We start from the raw sequence: 13,578 nt of genomic DNA, 5'->3' as shown, positions 1-13,578 counted from the left end.
CGATGCGCACGCAACCTCACCCTTGTTGCGATTGGAAATAAGCTCTACACCCGCGGTGATTAATCTTTAGGCACCGCGAGCTTATAGTTTGGTCACTGCCGGCGACGCCGGTACTGACCCAGGAGAGCCCCAAATGAAGTCGCTGCACCTCGCCCTCGTTGCCCTGTCGCTCACCGCCGCCGTCGCGCACGCCCAGCCGGCGCCGGCCGAACAGGCCCGGCAACAGGCGAACCGCGCCGAAGCCGTGCAGGCTGCCGGCCGCGTCGACCAGGCGAAATCGAAGAAGGAAGACCCGAACGCCTGCGTCGGCCCGGTCAGCTTCTGCAACGTCTACTTCGGCAGCTGAGCATGACGCCGCGTCGTCATGGCCCGGCCCGCCGCGCGCGCATCGTTCGCATTGCCTGCGCGCGCGCCCGACGAGCCGGCCGATCGCTGCAACCGCATTGCCCGTCACGCCGCTTCGATTGAAGCGGCGTGGTCGTTTCAGGCCCGCCGCCCTGGGCGCCACGTCGCCTCGCCTCGCCTCACCTCGCGCACCGCATCCAGCAGCCGTCCCGCCACACCGTCACCCTGCCGACGCGATGAACCCGCCGTCGGGCGCAGGATGCGGCACGTACCAGCCGAAATACACTTCAGCCTCCACGATCCGACCATCGCGCACGCGTAATCGCTCCGCGTTCCGGAAGCGCTTGCCGCTCGTCGTGTCGGCTTCATAGACGACGAACACGTACTCGTCGTGCACGGCGACGTCGACGAACCGGAAACCGGCGAGCAGCGCGCTGTTCGGCCAGCAACGGGCCAGATACGCGTCGCGGTCGAGCCGGTTGTCGAGCGGGCTGGTGAAATGGAAATCCGGCGCAATCAGCGCTTCGATCGCGTCGCGGTCCTTGTCGACGTACGCGCGGTAGCTCGCGCGTGCAACCTCACCGGGGTCGTCGGGCATCGTCGTTACCTCCGAAGATAGCCGGGGCGAACGCAACGGCCGTGCGTCGCCCCGAAAGCGTCGGGCAGACATCATGCGGCAGCGAGACCGCAGGCCCGCGCCGCCGCGATTGCCGGGTCGCGGGCGCGCGGGCATGATGTGGGCCAGCGTGCCGGCTGAACGCGCAGCGGTTGTCGCCGCACGCGACCGGCATCCTGAGCAATCCGCGTGCCGGCGCGGGCCGTCTACGTCACCGAATCCATGTCACTACGCGCATTCAGAACGCTGGTGGCGATCGCCCGCCATCGGGCCTTTGCCCGGGCCGGCGCAGCCATCGGGCTCACGCAATCGGCGGTGAGCCTGCAGATCAAGGCGCTCGAAAGCGAATTCAACGTCCAGTTGTTCGACCGTTCGCGCAGGCAGCCCGCGCTGACCGAGGCGGGCCGCATCCTGGTCGCGCAAGCCGAGCAGATCCTCGCGATGGTCGACCGGATTCCCGACGCGCTCAGCGACGAAAAGAAGCTGGTCGGCCGCCTGCGGATCGGCGCGATCCAGACCGCGCTGGCCGGCCCGCTGCCCGACGCGCTGCTCGCGCTGCGTCACGCGCATCCGTCGCTGCGCGTGCAGGTATCCGCCGGGGTGTCGGCGGAACTCGCGCAGCGCGTCGCCGCCGGCGAGCTCGATGCGGCGATCACGACGCGCCCGGTGCGCCCGCACCCGCCCGCGCTCACGTGGACCACCTTGTACGAAGACCGCTTCTGGCTGTTCGCCCCGCCGCACTGCACGGAGCGGGACGCGGGCGCGCTGCTCGAAGCGCTGCCGTTCATCCGCTTCGATGCGCAGGCGTGGGCGGGCCGCATGATTGCCGCGGAGCTGCGCCGGCTCGGCGTGCGCGTGCGCGAGCAAATGGTGCTCGACAGCGCGGAGACGATCGCACGGATGGTCGCGCGCGGCCTCGGCGCGGCGATCGTCGCGCTGCCCGACGCGACGCTCGCGCGGCTGCCGCCCGTCACGCGCCTGCCGTTCGGCGAGCCGCAGATGGGCCGCGAGGTCGTGCTGCTCGAACATCAATCGCGCCCGGCCGAGCGCTTCGCGCGTGCGCTGGCGACCGAAGTCACCGCGTCAGCGATGAGAATTTCTCATTGAACGCCCGATAATTAACCATTATTGCCGCTGGATCGGCGTGCTAACTTGGCGGCATCGTCACTCTTTCGATCGCCCGCCGTCATGTCGCCTGCCCGCTGGATTCCCGCGTCGCCGTGCTTCGCCGCCTGCCTGAGGGCGCGCCGATGATCGGCCCCGTCCTGCTCGCGCTCGCGCCGGTCGCGCTGCTCGTCGCATTCGGCCACGGGCTGCGGCGCACGGGCTTCATCGGCGACGCGTTCTGGCCGCAAGCCGAGCGGCTCTGCTATTACGTGCTGCTGCCCGCGCTGTTCGCGCACGGCCTCGCGAATGCGCGGCTGCAAGCGCTGCCGGTCGTGCCGCTCGCCGCGGCGCTGGTCGGGTCGACCGCGGTCGTCGCGGCGCTGGTGCTGCTGGTTCGCCGGTTCGTGCAGGTCGACGGCGCGGGCTTCACGTCGGTGTTCCAGGGCGCGGTGCGCTTCAACAACTATGTCGGCACGGCGCTCGCCGCCGGGCTGTTCGGCGCGCGCGGGATCGCGCTCGCGGCCGTATGCGTCGCCGCCATCGTGCCGACCGTCAACCTGATGTGCGTGCTGGTGTTCGCGCGCTTCGGCGCGACGCGACTCGGCGCATGGGCGCTCGTGCACCGGATCGTGTCGAATCCGCTGGTCGTCGGCTGCGCGCTCGGGATCGCGATGCAGGCGGGCGGGATCGCGTTTCCGCCAGCGATCGAGCCGGCCGTGCGCGCGCTCGGCGCCGCGTCGATGCCGCTCGGCCTGCTGTGCGTGGGCGCTGCGCTGCGGTTCGACGCAGCGCGCGGCTGGATGCAGCCGATGTGTATCGCGTCTGCGTTCAAGTTCATGGCGATGCCGCTTGCGACGCTCGCGGCCGGCCGCCTGTTCGGGCTCGGCGATGCCGCGCTGACGATCGCGCTGCTGTTCCAGGCGCTGCCGACGTCGTCCTCGTCGTACATCATGGCGCGCCAGCTCGGCGGCGATGCACCGCTGATGGCAGGCATCACCGCGTTCCAGACGATTGCGGCCGCATTCGCGATGCCGGTCGTGCTGGCCGCGTTCGGCGCGCTGCCGATGTAGCGCTGAAAGGTCGGCGGGTGGAGGGCGACGGGTTGTCGCCGTTTCGCCGTATTGCCGTATTGCCGTGTCACCGTATTGCCGTGCCGCGATGCTGCCGTATGCGGTGCTGCGGTATCGAGGCGCTACGGAGCCGCGGGCGCCTGCGGTGCTACGGGCTGCGTCGTCTGTCGCACATCGCCGCGTCAGCCGCCGCGCGTTCGCGCGTGCGCCCGACGTCGGCGCGCGCCAACGCTTCCGACCGCGAACGCTCGCACCGCTTCCGCCAATCGCCAATCGCCGCCCGCCCCACCGATGCAGCCGCACGCGCGCCTGCATACCCCCAGCGGCGCCGATGCGCGCCCGCTTCTTCTCGCAGCCGCGCCGAAAACCGCCTATGGTGAATGGAGCGTGTCGGTGCATGCGTCGCGCACGACCGTCCGACCGTCCGACCGTCCGACGCCCGCACCGGCGGCGCCGGCGCCGCGTTCCGGCGCCACGCCCCGCAATTGCGCGCACGCCCGGCCGTGTGCGCGATTGTGCCGCCCACCGGACCATCAGGAGGTATCCATGAAAGCCGCGCTTCTCGCCAGTTCCGCCCTGCTCGCCATGGCGTCCGTTTCGGCGTCGGCTCAAGGCTCGATCACCAAAATCGAAAACGGCGCGCTCGTCGCCGCGAACGGGATGACCCTCTACAGCTTCGACAAGGACAAGCCCAACGCCAGCGCGTGCACGGGCCAGTGCGAAACGATCTGGCCGCCGTACAAGGCGAGCACGAACGACGTGCCCGTCGGCCCGTATACGATCGTCAAGCGCGACGACGGCAGCCCGCAGTGGGCGTACAAGGGCAAACCGCTGTATTTCTTCTCGAAGGACATGAAACAGGGCGAGCGCAATGGCGACAACTTCAACAAGATGTGGCACGTCGTCGCGCCGTAGGCGCCGTTCGCGCGCGTTCGCCGCGCCCACACGGGCCGCACGCATGAAAAAGCCCGCGCCGATCGTCGCTCGGCGCGGGCCTGCGTTGCTTCGCACACGCGGCGCCGCGCACCGGGCGCGGCAGCCGCGAACGCGTCAGCGGCTCGACGGGAAGCTGAACACCGTCCCTTCGCGCACGCCGGCCGATGGCCAGCGCTGCGTGATCGTCTTGCGCTTCGTGTAGAACCGCACCGCGTCCGGACCGTACGCGTGCAGGTCGCCGAACAGCGAGCGCTTCCAGCCGCCGAACGAGTGATACGCGACCGGCACCGGCAGCGGCACGTTGATGCCGACCATGCCGATCTGGATGTTGTCGCTGAAGAAGCGCGCCGCTTCGCCGTCGCGCGTGAACAGGCACGTGCCGTTGCCGTATTCGTGCGCGTCGATCAGCGCCATCGCGTCGTCGAGCGACTTCACGCGCACGACGCCCAGCACCGGCCCGAAGATCTCGTGCTGATAGATCGGCATGCCGGGCTTCACGTCGTCGAACAGGCACGGGCCGAGGTAGTAGCCGCCGTCGTGGCCGTCGACCTTCACGCCGCGGCCGTCGACCACCAGCTTCGCGCCGGCTGCGACGCCGGCCTCGACGAAGCCCGTCACCTTCTCGAAATGCTGCTGCGTGACGAGCGGGCCCATGTCGATGCCTGCGCCGGTGCCCGGGCCGACCTTCATCTTCGCGATCTCGGCCTTCAGGCCCTCGACCACCTTGTCGCCCGTTTCGTCGCCGATCGCGACGACCAGCGGAATCGCCATGCAGCGCTCGCCGCACGAGCCGTACGCGGCGCCCATCAGCGCGTTGACCGCGTTGCCGATGTCAGCGTCCGGCATCACGACCGCGAAGTTCTTCGCGCCGCCGAGCGCCTGCACGCGCTTGCCGTGCGCGCAGCCGGTCGAGTAGATGTATTCGGCGATCGGTGTCGAGCCGACGAAGCTCACGGCCTTCACGCGCGTGTCGGTCAGGATCGTGTCGACCGCTTCCTTGTCGCCGTTCACGACGTTCAGCACGCCCGGCGGCAGGCCGGCCTCGAGCGCCAGCTCGGCCATCCGCAGCGTGGACGACGGCGTGCGCTCCGACGGCTTCAGCACGAACGTGTTGCCGCACGCGACCGCCATCGGCCACATCCACAGCGGCACCATCACCGGGAAGTTGAACGGCGTGATGCCCGCCACGACGCCGAGCGCCTGGAATTCGCTCCACGAGTCGATCGCCGGGCCGACGTTCTTGCTGTGCTCGCCCTTCAGCAGCTCGGGCGCGTAGCTCGCGTACTCGACGTTCTCGATCCCGCGCTGCAGCTCGCCCATCGCGTCGGCGAGCACCTTGCCGTGCTCGGCCGTGATCAGCGCGCACAGCTCGTCAGCGTGCTCCTCGAGCAGCGTCTTGAAGCGGCTCATCACGCGCGCGCGCTTCAGCGGCGGCGTGTTGCGCCAGGCCGGGAACGCGGCTTGCGCGGACGCGATCGCGGCCTCGACCGTCAGCTTGTCGGCGAGCGCGACGCTCTTGTCCGATGCGCCCGTCGCCGGATCGAACACCGGCTGGACGCGGCTGCCGCTGTCGACGCGCTTGCCGTCGATCAGGTGGCCGAGGGTGGAGGTGACGTTGCTGTCGTGTTTCATCGTTCAGACTCGTTCGTGAATTCGGTCAATCGTGGAGCGTGCCGCGGCGCGGCTCAAGCCACTTCGTTCAGTGCGTCGGACAGCGCGTTGATCAGGTTGTCGATCTCGCGCTTCTCGGCGATGAACGGCGGCGCGAGCTGGATCGTGTCGCCGCCGTAGCGCACGTAGAAGCCCTTTGCCCAGCAGCGCATCGCGATCTCGTACGGACGGCGCGCCGGCTCGCCGGGCAGCGCCGCGATCGTCAGGCCCGCGGCGAGGCCGTAGTTGCGGATGTCCGCGATATGGCGCTGGCCCTTCAGCCCGTGCACCGCCGCCTCGAAATGCGGCGCGAGCGCGCGCACGCGGGCGACCGCGTCTTCCTTCACGAGCAGGTCGAGCGCCGCGACGCCCGCCGCGCACGCGACCGGGTGCGCCGAGTACGTGTAGCCGTGCGGGAACTCGAGCATGTACTCGGGCCCGCCCGCGGCCATGAACGTGTCGTAGATGTCCTTCTTCGCGATCACGGCGCCGAGCGGCTGCGCGCCGTTCGTCACCTGCTTCGCGATGTTCATGATGTCCGGCGTCACGCCGAACGCTTCCGCGCCCGTCATCGCGCCGGCGCGGCCGAAGCCCGTGATGACTTCGTCGAAGATCAGCAGGATGTCGTGCGCGGTGCAGATGTCGCGCAGGCGCTGCAGGTAGCCCTTCGGCGGCACGACCACGCCCGCCGAGCCCGAGAACGGCTCGACGATCACCGCCGCGATGTTCGACGCGTCGTGCAGCGCGATCAGGTCGAGCAGGCGGTCGGCGAGCTCCGCGCCGTGCTCCGGCATCCCGCGCGAGAACCTGTTTTCCGGCAGCTGCGTGTGCGGCAGGAAGTCGGCGTCGATGCCCTGGCCGAACAGCTTGCGGTTCGGCCCGATGCCGCCGACCGAGATACCGCCGAAGTTCACGCCGTGATAGCCCTTCTCGCGGCCGATCAGGCGCGTCTTCGTGCCCTTGCCCTTCGCGCGCCAGTACGCACGGGCCAGCTTCAGCGACGTGTCGGCCGCTTCCGAGCCCGAGCCCGTGAAGAACACGTAGTCGAGGCCCGCCGGTGTCAGCTCCTTGATCCTGTTCGCCAGCTCGAACGATTTCGGATGGCCGAACTGGAACGCCGGCGCGTAGTCGAGCTGCGCGACCTGGCGGCTCACCGCGTCGGTGATCTCGGTGCGGCCGTGGCCGAGGCCCGTGCACCAGAGGCCCGACAGGCCGTCGAAGATCTTGCGGCCTTCGGCGTCCGTGTAATACGCGCCCTTGCCCGACACGATCATGCGCGGGTCGGACTTGAACTGGCGGTTGGCCGTGAACGGCATCCAGTGCGCGTCGAGCCACGCGGCGTCGGTGCGCAGCGACGTGTCTTCCGGTTGCGTGGCGGTAATGGCGTCGGTCATGTCGGTCGGCGCGGCGCGCCCCTCCTTCGTGGTAGATGTTGCGCATTGTCGGGACGCCAATTAGTCTTTTGAATATCGCAATATCAATGTTCACTTGCGCAACTATGCAAGCAAAGAAACCGAAGAGCCGCGCGCTGCTCGGGCAGCTCAGCGACATGGACCTGCGGCTCTTGCGGGTCTTCAAGGGCGTCGTGCAGTGCGGCGGGATGGCGGCCGCCGAGCTGGAGCTGAACATCGGCATCTCGACGATCAGCCGCCACGTGAAGGACCTCGAGACCCGCCTCGGCCTCGTGCTGTGCCGGCGCGGCCGCGCCGGCTTCACGCTGACGCCGGAGGGGCAGACGGTGTACGAGGAGACGCTGCGCCTGCTGGCGTCGATGGAGGCGTTCCGCAGCCGGGTCGACGGGATACACGACCGGATGGGCGGCGAGCTGCATATCGCGGTGTTCGACAAGACGGCGACCAACCCGAACGCGCGCCTCGGCGACGCGATCCGGCAGTTCGCCGACGAGGCGCCGGATGTCGCGCTGAACCTGCACGTCGCGTCGATCAACGAGGTCGAGCGCGGGATCATCGACGGCAGTTACCAGGTCGGGATCATTCCGGCGCATCGCAGTTCCGGCAGCCTCGTCTATGCGGAGCTGTTCGACGAGCGGATGCTGCTCTACTGCGGCCGCCAGCATCCGCTGTTCGACGCGCCGCACGGGAAGCTGACGTGGACGACGATCCGCCATCATGCATTCGCGGGGCTGGGGTTCCATTCGCCGAACATGGAGCTGAGTCATCGAGCGAAGCTCACGCGCAGCGCGACCGCGTCGGACCAGGAGTCGATCGCGACGTTGATCCTGTCCGGGCGGTATCTCGGGTTCTTGCCGGATCATTACGCGGAGAGCTTCGAGAGCAAGGGGCTGATGCAGGCGATCGCGCCGCATCGGTTTTATTACACGTGCCGGTTCGTGAGCCTGCTCAGGCGCTCGCCGCGGCCTTCGCGGGCGGCTTTGCTGTTCCAGTCGTGCCTCGAGGCCGCGCATGCGGCGGGGCATGCGGGCGAAGGATCGGGGGAGCGGGCGTAGGCGGGGCATTGAGGCGGCCGCGTCGGGCAAAGTAGCCGGGATGTCGGCGCATGTGTGGAACCGCCGTTGGCGGTCGGCGGTTGCCCCCGTGCCCGGCGCCGACCGCCGCGCCCCCCATCGGCCGCCCGATCCGCCTCTGCGATAATGCGCACTTCCCGTTTCCGCTCCGCCTCACGCCATGATGCAGCCGTCCGCCCCGCTCTCCACCGACCTGCCGCCGATCTCGTGCCTGCCCGGCGACGCGCTGCCGTGGCTGCCGATGAGCCCGGACCTGCCGGGCCTCGCGATCAAGTACCTGCACATCAACGCGGCCGAGGACACGCTGACCGCGCTGCTGAAGATGCCCGCCGGCCGGACGCTGCCGCGCCATCGCCACGACGGGCAGGTATTCGTCTATACATTGCACGGCGCGTGGCGCTACGTCGAATACGACTGGGTCGCGCACGCCGGCTCGACGGTGCTCGAACCGGCCGGCTCCGTCCATACGCCGCAAACGCTTGGCAGCGACGGCGAAGACGTGATCACGTTCAACGTGATGCGCGGCGATCTCGTGCTGCTCGACGACGGCGGCCGCGAGACCGCGCGGGAGAATTGCCGCGTCGCGCTGCTGCGGCAGCGCAAGCATGCGCGTACCGCACCGCACGACGCGACGGCCTTCGTCACCCGCTAAGACCGGCAACAGCGGCGCGCCGCGAGGCCGACCGGGCGGGCGGCGGACGGCCCCGCTCGTCCGAGTCTGCCACCCGCCCGCCGCCCATCATCGAAAACGCCGAAAGAACCGCCGAATATCGTCGGCCAGCAGGTCCGGTTCTTCCATCGCCGCGAAATGGCCGCCGCTCGGCATGTCGGTCCACTGCACGACCTCGAACACCCGTTCGACCCAGCTGCGCGGCGGCCGGCTGATCTCCTTCGGAAAGCGGGCGAACGCGATCGGCACCGTCACGCGCTGCCCGGCCGCGAAGCGCATCGGCTGCAGCCGGTTCTCCCAATACATCTGCATCGACGAGCCGATGCACGCGCTGAACCAGTAGAGCGAAATGCCGGTCAGCAGCGTGTCGTGCGAAAACCGCCGCGCGACGTCGCCGTCGCAATCGCTCCACGCGCGAAACTTCTCGGCGATCCACGCGGCGAGCCCGGCCGGCGAGTCGTTGAGCGCGGCGGCGAGCGTCTGCGGCCGCGTCATGTGCACATGCGCATAGCCGCCTTCCAGCGCGGCCCATTCGGCGCGCTCCTTGACGAACGCCCGTTCTTCGTCGGTCAGCGGTGCGGCCGCGTCGATCGCAGGCTCGTAACTGCCCGGCAGGTAGTTGAGGTGGATGCCGTCGACCACGTCCGCATGTCGCGCGCCGAGCGCGATCGACACGCCCGCGCCGAGATCGCCGCCCTGCGCGCCGAAGCGGCGATAGCCGAGGCCGGCCATCAATGCGGCCCAGCAGTCGGCGACCTGAAATGCCGCGACGCCGGGCGACGCCGGCGGCGGCGAGAACAGGAAGCCCGGCAGCGACGGCGCGACGACGTCGAACGCGTCGTGCGGGTCGCCGCCGAACGCGGCGGGGTCGCACAGGCGCTCGATCAGCGCGTCGAATTCGAACACCGACCCTGGCCAGCCGTGCGTGATCACGAGCGGATACGGGTTCGGCCCCGCGCCGCGCCGATGGATGAAATGCACGCGCTGCCCGCCGACGTCCGCGACGAACTGCGGCAAGCGGTTCAGCGCCTGCTCGGCCGCGCGCCAGTCGAATCGTTCGGCCCAGTACGCGGTCAGGTCGCGCAGCCACGCGCCGTCGACGCCCTGCTGCCAAGGCTCGGCAGGCGTCAGCAGCGGCACGCGCGTGTCGCGCAGGCGCCGGCGCAGGTCGGCGAGCGCATGATCCGGAATCTCGATGTTGAACGGGACGGCGTGCATCGTGTCTCCTCGCGAAGGATATCGACGCGATTCTGCGCGATTTTTATAACGCGCGCAGACGGCGCCGCGACGCGTCAGCCGGCTTCGCCCACGTCTGCGCGCGCGTCGCGCCGGATGGTCTGCGGCGGCAGGCCGAACCCGCGCACGAAGGCTTCGCGCATGTGCCGGCGATCGCGAAAGCCGGTCTCCCTCGCGATGACGTCGAGCGGGTGCCGGCTCTGTTCGATCATCAGCCGCGCGGCCTCCAGCCGCAGCCTTTCGATGGCCTTGGCCGGAGACTGTCCGGTTTCGCGCGTGAACACACGGCTGAACTGGCGCGGACTCAGGTGAACCGTCCCGGCGAGTTCCTCCACCGTCAGCGAGCGGCCCAGATTCCGGCGCGCATAGTTCAGCGCATTCTGGATGCGGTCCGATTTCGGCGCGAGCTCCAGCATTTCGGAATGCTGAGACTGGCCGCCTGCCCGCCGCTGATGCATGACCAGCTTGTGCGCGACCGAACGGGCCGCCTCCGGCCCCAGATCCTTTTCCACCATCGCGAGCGCGAGGTCGAGGCCGGCCGTCATGCCGGCGGACGTCCAGATCGGCCCGTCGACGATATAGATCCGGTCGTCCTCGACGCGGATGTCGGGAAAGCGCTTCTGCATGTCGCGCCCGAACGCCCAATGCGTCGTCGCGCGCCGCTGCGCCAGCAGGCCCGCCTCCGCGAGCACGAACGCGCCGGTGCAGATTCCGGCGATGCGCCTCGCGCGCGGGTTGGCACGGCGCAGGAACGCGACGACCGCGGCCGGCGCGGGCGACGCCAACGGATCGTTGACGCCCGCGACGATCCACGTGTCGACGTCGGTGCGCCGGCCGCGCAACGGCCGCGTGGCGACCCGCAGCCCGAGCGACGAGCGCACCTCGCCGCCGTCTGCCGAGAAGTTCTCGAGCGCATAGAACGCCTCGCCCGCCACCATGTTCGCGTACTCGAACACCGATTGCGACGCGAGCGCCATGATCTGAAAGCCGTCGCTGATCAGAAAGCCGATCCGGTGCATGCATATCTCCGGAGGCGGGCGGGCGGGCGTCGCGATCGCGATTGACCGGCCCGATGTCCGAAATCATACCCATCTACGTCATTTGTGTCGCGGCGATTCGACGCCAGAATGCAGCCATGCACTCAACCTTTGTCCCAACACGGAGTGACATCATGGCTCAAGCACATCAAGGTACGGCCGTCGTGACCGGCGCGTCGACGGGCATCGGCGCAATCTACGCCGACCGGCTGGCGCGCCGCGGCTACGACCTGATCCTGGTCGCGCGCAACCGCGACCGGCTGGCGGCCCTCGCCGAGCGCATCACGAACGACACGCGCCGCAGCGTCGAGATCATCGCCGCGGACCTCAACGACCGCGCCGAACTCGCCGGCGTCGAAGCGAAGCTGAAGCAGGATGCCAGCATCACGCTGCTGGTCAACAACGCGGGCGTGGGCACGCATACGCCGCTCATCGACAGCGATGTCGACGCGATGACGCGGCTGATCGACCTGAACGTCACCGCCCTCACCCGCCTCACGTATGCGGCCGTCCCGGGCTTCGTCGCGCGCGGCAAGGGCGCCGTGATCAACATCTCGTCGATCGTCGCGATCTCGCCGGAAACGCTCAACGGCGTCTACGGCGGCAGCAAGGCGTTCGTGCTCGCGTTCAGCCAGTCGCTGCATCACGAGCTCGCCGACAAGGGCGTGCAGGTGCAAGCGGTGCTGCCCGGCGCGACCGCCACCGATTTCTGGGAGACCGGCGGCCTCCCGCTCGAGCACCTGCCCAAGGCCATCGTCATGTCGGCGTCCGAGCTCGTCGACGCGGCGCTGGTCGGCTTCGATCGCGGCGAGCTCGTGACGATCCCGCCGCTGCATGCCGGCGAAGAGTGGGACGCCTATGAAGCCGCGCGGCGCACGATGGCCCCGCATCTGTCGGCGAACGCGCCGGCGGCGCGTTATGTGGTTGCGCGGTAGCGCGGCGGCGCTCGCCCCTAAATCACCCCCGTCGCCCCGCGTCGCCCTTCACGCCAAGCAGCAGCGCGACGCCGCTCGCAACCAGCAGCGCGGCCAGCAGATACACGGCGAGATCCATGCTGCCGGTGCGCGTGCGGATCAGGCCGATCACCCACGGGCTGACGATGCCGCTGGTGATGCCGATGCTGCTGATCAGCGCGATCCCGCCCGCGGCGGCCTTGCCGGACAGGTAGCCGGTCGGCACCGCCCAGAAGATCGGCAGCGCAGCGAAGATCAGCGTCGCGGCGATCGACAGGCATGCGAGCATCGCCGCGAAACTGTGCAGATGCAGCGTCAGCGCGGCGAGCGCGATCCCGCCGCCGATCGTGCAGCACGCAAAATGCCCGCGGCGCTCGCCGGTGCGATCCGAGCGGCGCGCGATCACGATCAGGCCGATCGCGCCGATCGCGTTCGGCACGACCGTATAGAGGCTGACGGCCACGACGTCGGTCACGCCGAAATCGCGAATCATCAGCGGCATCCAGAAGTTGAGCGTCAGCGACGCGCAGGTCAGCGAGAAATAGATGAACGCGAACAGGTAGACGCGCGGATTCAGCAGCGCGGCGGCGAAGCTGCCCGGACCGTGTGCGCCGTGTGCCCCCTCGCGACCCTGCCCGTGCGCGCAGAGCGCCGCGACGCGCGCCTTCTCGTCCGGCGTGAGCCACGCCGCGTCCTGCGGCCGGTCGACGAGATACGCGAGCGCGACGAACGCGAGCACGACCGCGGGCGCGCCCTCGATCGCGAACATCCATTGCCAGCCGTAGAGGCCGAGCACGCCGGCCATGTCGCGCATGATCCAGCCCGACATCAGCCCGCCGAGCACGCCCGCGACCGCCACGCCGGCGAAGAACACCGAGATCGCCGCCGCGCGCCGGTTCGCCGGGAACCACCAGGTCAGGTACAGCACGATGCCGGGAAAGAAGCCGGCCTCGAACACGCCGAGCAGGAAGCGCAGCACGTAGAAATGCGACGGCTTCGACACGAACATCATCCCCACCGACGCGATGCCCCACAGCAGCATGATCCGCGTGAACGTGCGGCGCGCGCCGAAGCGCGCGAGCAGCAGGTTGCTCGGCACTTCGCAAAATACGTAGCCGACGTAGAACACGGCCGCGCCGAGGCCGTACATCGCATCGCTGAAACCGAGGTCGTGCTTCATCTGCAACTGCGCGAAGCCGATGTTGATGCGGTCGAGGAACGACACGACGTAGCAGAGGAACAGGAACGGGATGATCCGCCACGCGATCTTGCGGAACAGCAGTTGGTCGTCGGAAGCCGACGCGGACGCGACCGCCGCTTCGGCGGGAAGGGATTGGGGCATGTCTGTCTCCAAACGTGCTGCGCGAATCGAGCGCGCAGCAGTCTCCGAGGGCGTGCGTGCGCCCTGCTTTCTTGTGAGATCGAAGAAACGCAGCGAGCCCTGCGGGCGCCGCGCAAAGGCGGGACGTCCGC

Annotated in this window: 13 protein-coding genes; 7 read left to right on the top strand and 6 right to left on the bottom strand. The window is 69.2% G+C overall.

What is annotated here, in order from left to right:
* Window positions 1-133 precede the first annotated feature (133 nt).
* Entirely contained in the window at window positions 134-346 is a 213-nt protein-coding gene (locus WJ35_RS24365; RefSeq protein WP_059490329.1) for a hypothetical protein, read from the top strand.
* A gap of 219 nt (window positions 347-565) precedes the next feature.
* On the opposite strand, the gene WJ35_RS24360 is transcribed toward WJ35_RS24365, so the two are convergent.
* Window positions 566-943: a nuclear transport factor 2 family protein gene (locus WJ35_RS24360; protein ID WP_069240181.1), complete on the bottom strand. Its 378-nt coding sequence runs from the start codon at window positions 941-943 to the stop codon at window positions 566-568.
* A gap of 240 nt (window positions 944-1,183) precedes the next feature.
* Between WJ35_RS24360 and WJ35_RS24355 the strand changes: the two genes are divergently transcribed.
* The 3 genes from WJ35_RS24355 to WJ35_RS24345 all read left to right on the top strand — a co-directional run bounded on the left by WJ35_RS24355 (window position 1,184) and on the right by WJ35_RS24345 (window position 4,053).
* Window positions 1,184-2,068 (top strand): LysR substrate-binding domain-containing protein, encoded by an 885-nt coding sequence (locus WJ35_RS24355; RefSeq protein ID WP_069240621.1) that lies wholly within the window; start codon window positions 1,184-1,186, stop codon window positions 2,066-2,068.
* Window positions 2,069-2,211: 143 nt separating this feature from the next.
* A complete protein-coding gene (locus tag WJ35_RS24350; RefSeq protein WP_011882150.1) occupies window positions 2,212-3,138 on the top strand; it encodes an AEC family transporter in 927 nt (308 codons plus the stop codon).
* Between the two features lie 546 nt (window positions 3,139-3,684).
* On the top strand, window positions 3,685-4,053 hold the full coding sequence (locus WJ35_RS24345; RefSeq protein ID WP_069240180.1) for a hypothetical protein: 369 nt from the start codon (window positions 3,685-3,687) through the stop codon (window positions 4,051-4,053).
* A gap of 135 nt (window positions 4,054-4,188) precedes the next feature.
* Here the strand turns inward: WJ35_RS24345 and WJ35_RS24340 are convergent, their stop codons facing one another.
* Both WJ35_RS24340 and WJ35_RS24335 read right to left on the bottom strand, forming a co-directional pair.
* Window positions 4,189-5,706 carry a CoA-acylating methylmalonate-semialdehyde dehydrogenase gene (locus WJ35_RS24340; protein ID WP_060238375.1) on the bottom strand — a complete coding sequence of 506 codons (1,518 nt, stop codon included), beginning with the start codon at window positions 5,704-5,706 and terminating at the stop codon, window positions 4,189-4,191.
* 53 nt (window positions 5,707-5,759) lie between these two features.
* Window positions 5,760-7,118 (bottom strand): aspartate aminotransferase family protein, encoded by a 1,359-nt coding sequence (locus tag WJ35_RS24335; protein WP_060238371.1) that lies wholly within the window; start codon window positions 7,116-7,118, stop codon window positions 5,760-5,762.
* 104 nt (window positions 7,119-7,222) lie between these two features.
* Between WJ35_RS24335 and WJ35_RS24330 the strand changes: the two genes are divergently transcribed.
* Complete coding sequence (locus WJ35_RS24330; RefSeq protein WP_069240179.1) at window positions 7,223-8,191, top strand: LysR family transcriptional regulator; 969 nt, start codon at window positions 7,223-7,225, stop codon at window positions 8,189-8,191.
* A gap of 178 nt (window positions 8,192-8,369) precedes the next feature.
* Entirely contained in the window at window positions 8,370-8,861 is a 492-nt protein-coding gene (locus WJ35_RS24325) for a 2,4'-dihydroxyacetophenone dioxygenase family protein (RefSeq protein WP_069240178.1), read from the top strand.
* An 87-nt stretch (window positions 8,862-8,948) separates the two neighbouring features.
* Here the strand turns inward: WJ35_RS24325 and WJ35_RS24320 are convergent, their stop codons facing one another.
* Window positions 8,949-10,097 carry an epoxide hydrolase family protein gene (locus WJ35_RS24320; protein WP_069240177.1) on the bottom strand — a complete coding sequence of 383 codons (1,149 nt, stop codon included), beginning with the start codon at window positions 10,095-10,097 and terminating at the stop codon, window positions 8,949-8,951.
* Window positions 10,098-10,171: 74 nt separating this feature from the next.
* Window positions 10,172-11,134: a GlxA family transcriptional regulator gene (locus WJ35_RS24315; RefSeq protein WP_069240176.1), complete on the bottom strand. Its 963-nt coding sequence runs from the start codon at window positions 11,132-11,134 to the stop codon at window positions 10,172-10,174.
* 152 nt (window positions 11,135-11,286) lie between these two features.
* Here WJ35_RS24315 and WJ35_RS24310 point away from each other — a divergent pair, with 152 nt between their 5' ends.
* Window positions 11,287-12,087: an SDR family NAD(P)-dependent oxidoreductase gene (locus WJ35_RS24310; RefSeq protein ID WP_069240175.1), complete on the top strand. Its 801-nt coding sequence runs from the start codon at window positions 11,287-11,289 to the stop codon at window positions 12,085-12,087.
* A gap of 22 nt (window positions 12,088-12,109) precedes the next feature.
* Here the strand turns inward: WJ35_RS24310 and WJ35_RS24305 are convergent, their stop codons facing one another.
* Window positions 12,110-13,447 (bottom strand): MFS transporter, encoded by a 1,338-nt coding sequence (locus WJ35_RS24305; RefSeq protein ID WP_069240174.1) that lies wholly within the window; start codon window positions 13,445-13,447, stop codon window positions 12,110-12,112.
* Window positions 13,448-13,578 lie beyond the last annotated feature (131 nt).

The organism is Burkholderia ubonensis, from assembly GCF_001718695.1.
In the GTDB taxonomy this organism is placed as follows: Bacteria; Pseudomonadota; Gammaproteobacteria; order Burkholderiales; family Burkholderiaceae; genus Burkholderia; species Burkholderia ubonensis_B.
Note: the sequence above shows the minus strand (reverse complement) of the source record. Positions and strands in the feature narration are given on the sequence as shown.

Bases quoted from the DNA above. Each gene is read 5' to 3' on its own strand.
- WJ35_RS24365 (WP_059490329.1), top strand. From the start codon at position 134: ATGAAGTCGCTGCACCTCGCCCTCGTTGCCCTGTCGCTCACCGCCGCC.
- WJ35_RS24360 (WP_069240181.1), bottom strand. From the start codon at position 943: ATGCCCGACGACCCCGGTGAGGTTGCACGCGCGAGCTACCGCGCGTAC.
- WJ35_RS24355 (WP_069240621.1), top strand. From the start codon at position 1,184: ATGTCACTACGCGCATTCAGAACGCTGGTGGCGATCGCCCGCCATCGG.
- WJ35_RS24350 (WP_011882150.1), top strand. From the start codon at position 2,212: ATGATCGGCCCCGTCCTGCTCGCGCTCGCGCCGGTCGCGCTGCTCGTC.
- WJ35_RS24345 (WP_069240180.1), top strand. From the start codon at position 3,685: ATGAAAGCCGCGCTTCTCGCCAGTTCCGCCCTGCTCGCCATGGCGTCC.
- WJ35_RS24340 (WP_060238375.1), bottom strand. From the start codon at position 5,706: ATGAAACACGACAGCAACGTCACCTCCACCCTCGGCCACCTGATCGAC.
- WJ35_RS24335 (WP_060238371.1), bottom strand. From the start codon at position 7,118: ATGACCGACGCCATTACCGCCACGCAACCGGAAGACACGTCGCTGCGC.
- WJ35_RS24330 (WP_069240179.1), top strand. From the start codon at position 7,223: ATGCAAGCAAAGAAACCGAAGAGCCGCGCGCTGCTCGGGCAGCTCAGC.
- WJ35_RS24325 (WP_069240178.1), top strand. From the start codon at position 8,370: ATGATGCAGCCGTCCGCCCCGCTCTCCACCGACCTGCCGCCGATCTCG.
- WJ35_RS24320 (WP_069240177.1), bottom strand. From the start codon at position 10,097: ATGCACGCCGTCCCGTTCAACATCGAGATTCCGGATCATGCGCTCGCC.
- WJ35_RS24315 (WP_069240176.1), bottom strand. From the start codon at position 11,134: ATGCACCGGATCGGCTTTCTGATCAGCGACGGCTTTCAGATCATGGCG.
- WJ35_RS24310 (WP_069240175.1), top strand. From the start codon at position 11,287: ATGGCTCAAGCACATCAAGGTACGGCCGTCGTGACCGGCGCGTCGACG.
- WJ35_RS24305 (WP_069240174.1), bottom strand. From the start codon at position 13,447: ATGCCCCAATCCCTTCCCGCCGAAGCGGCGGTCGCGTCCGCGTCGGCT.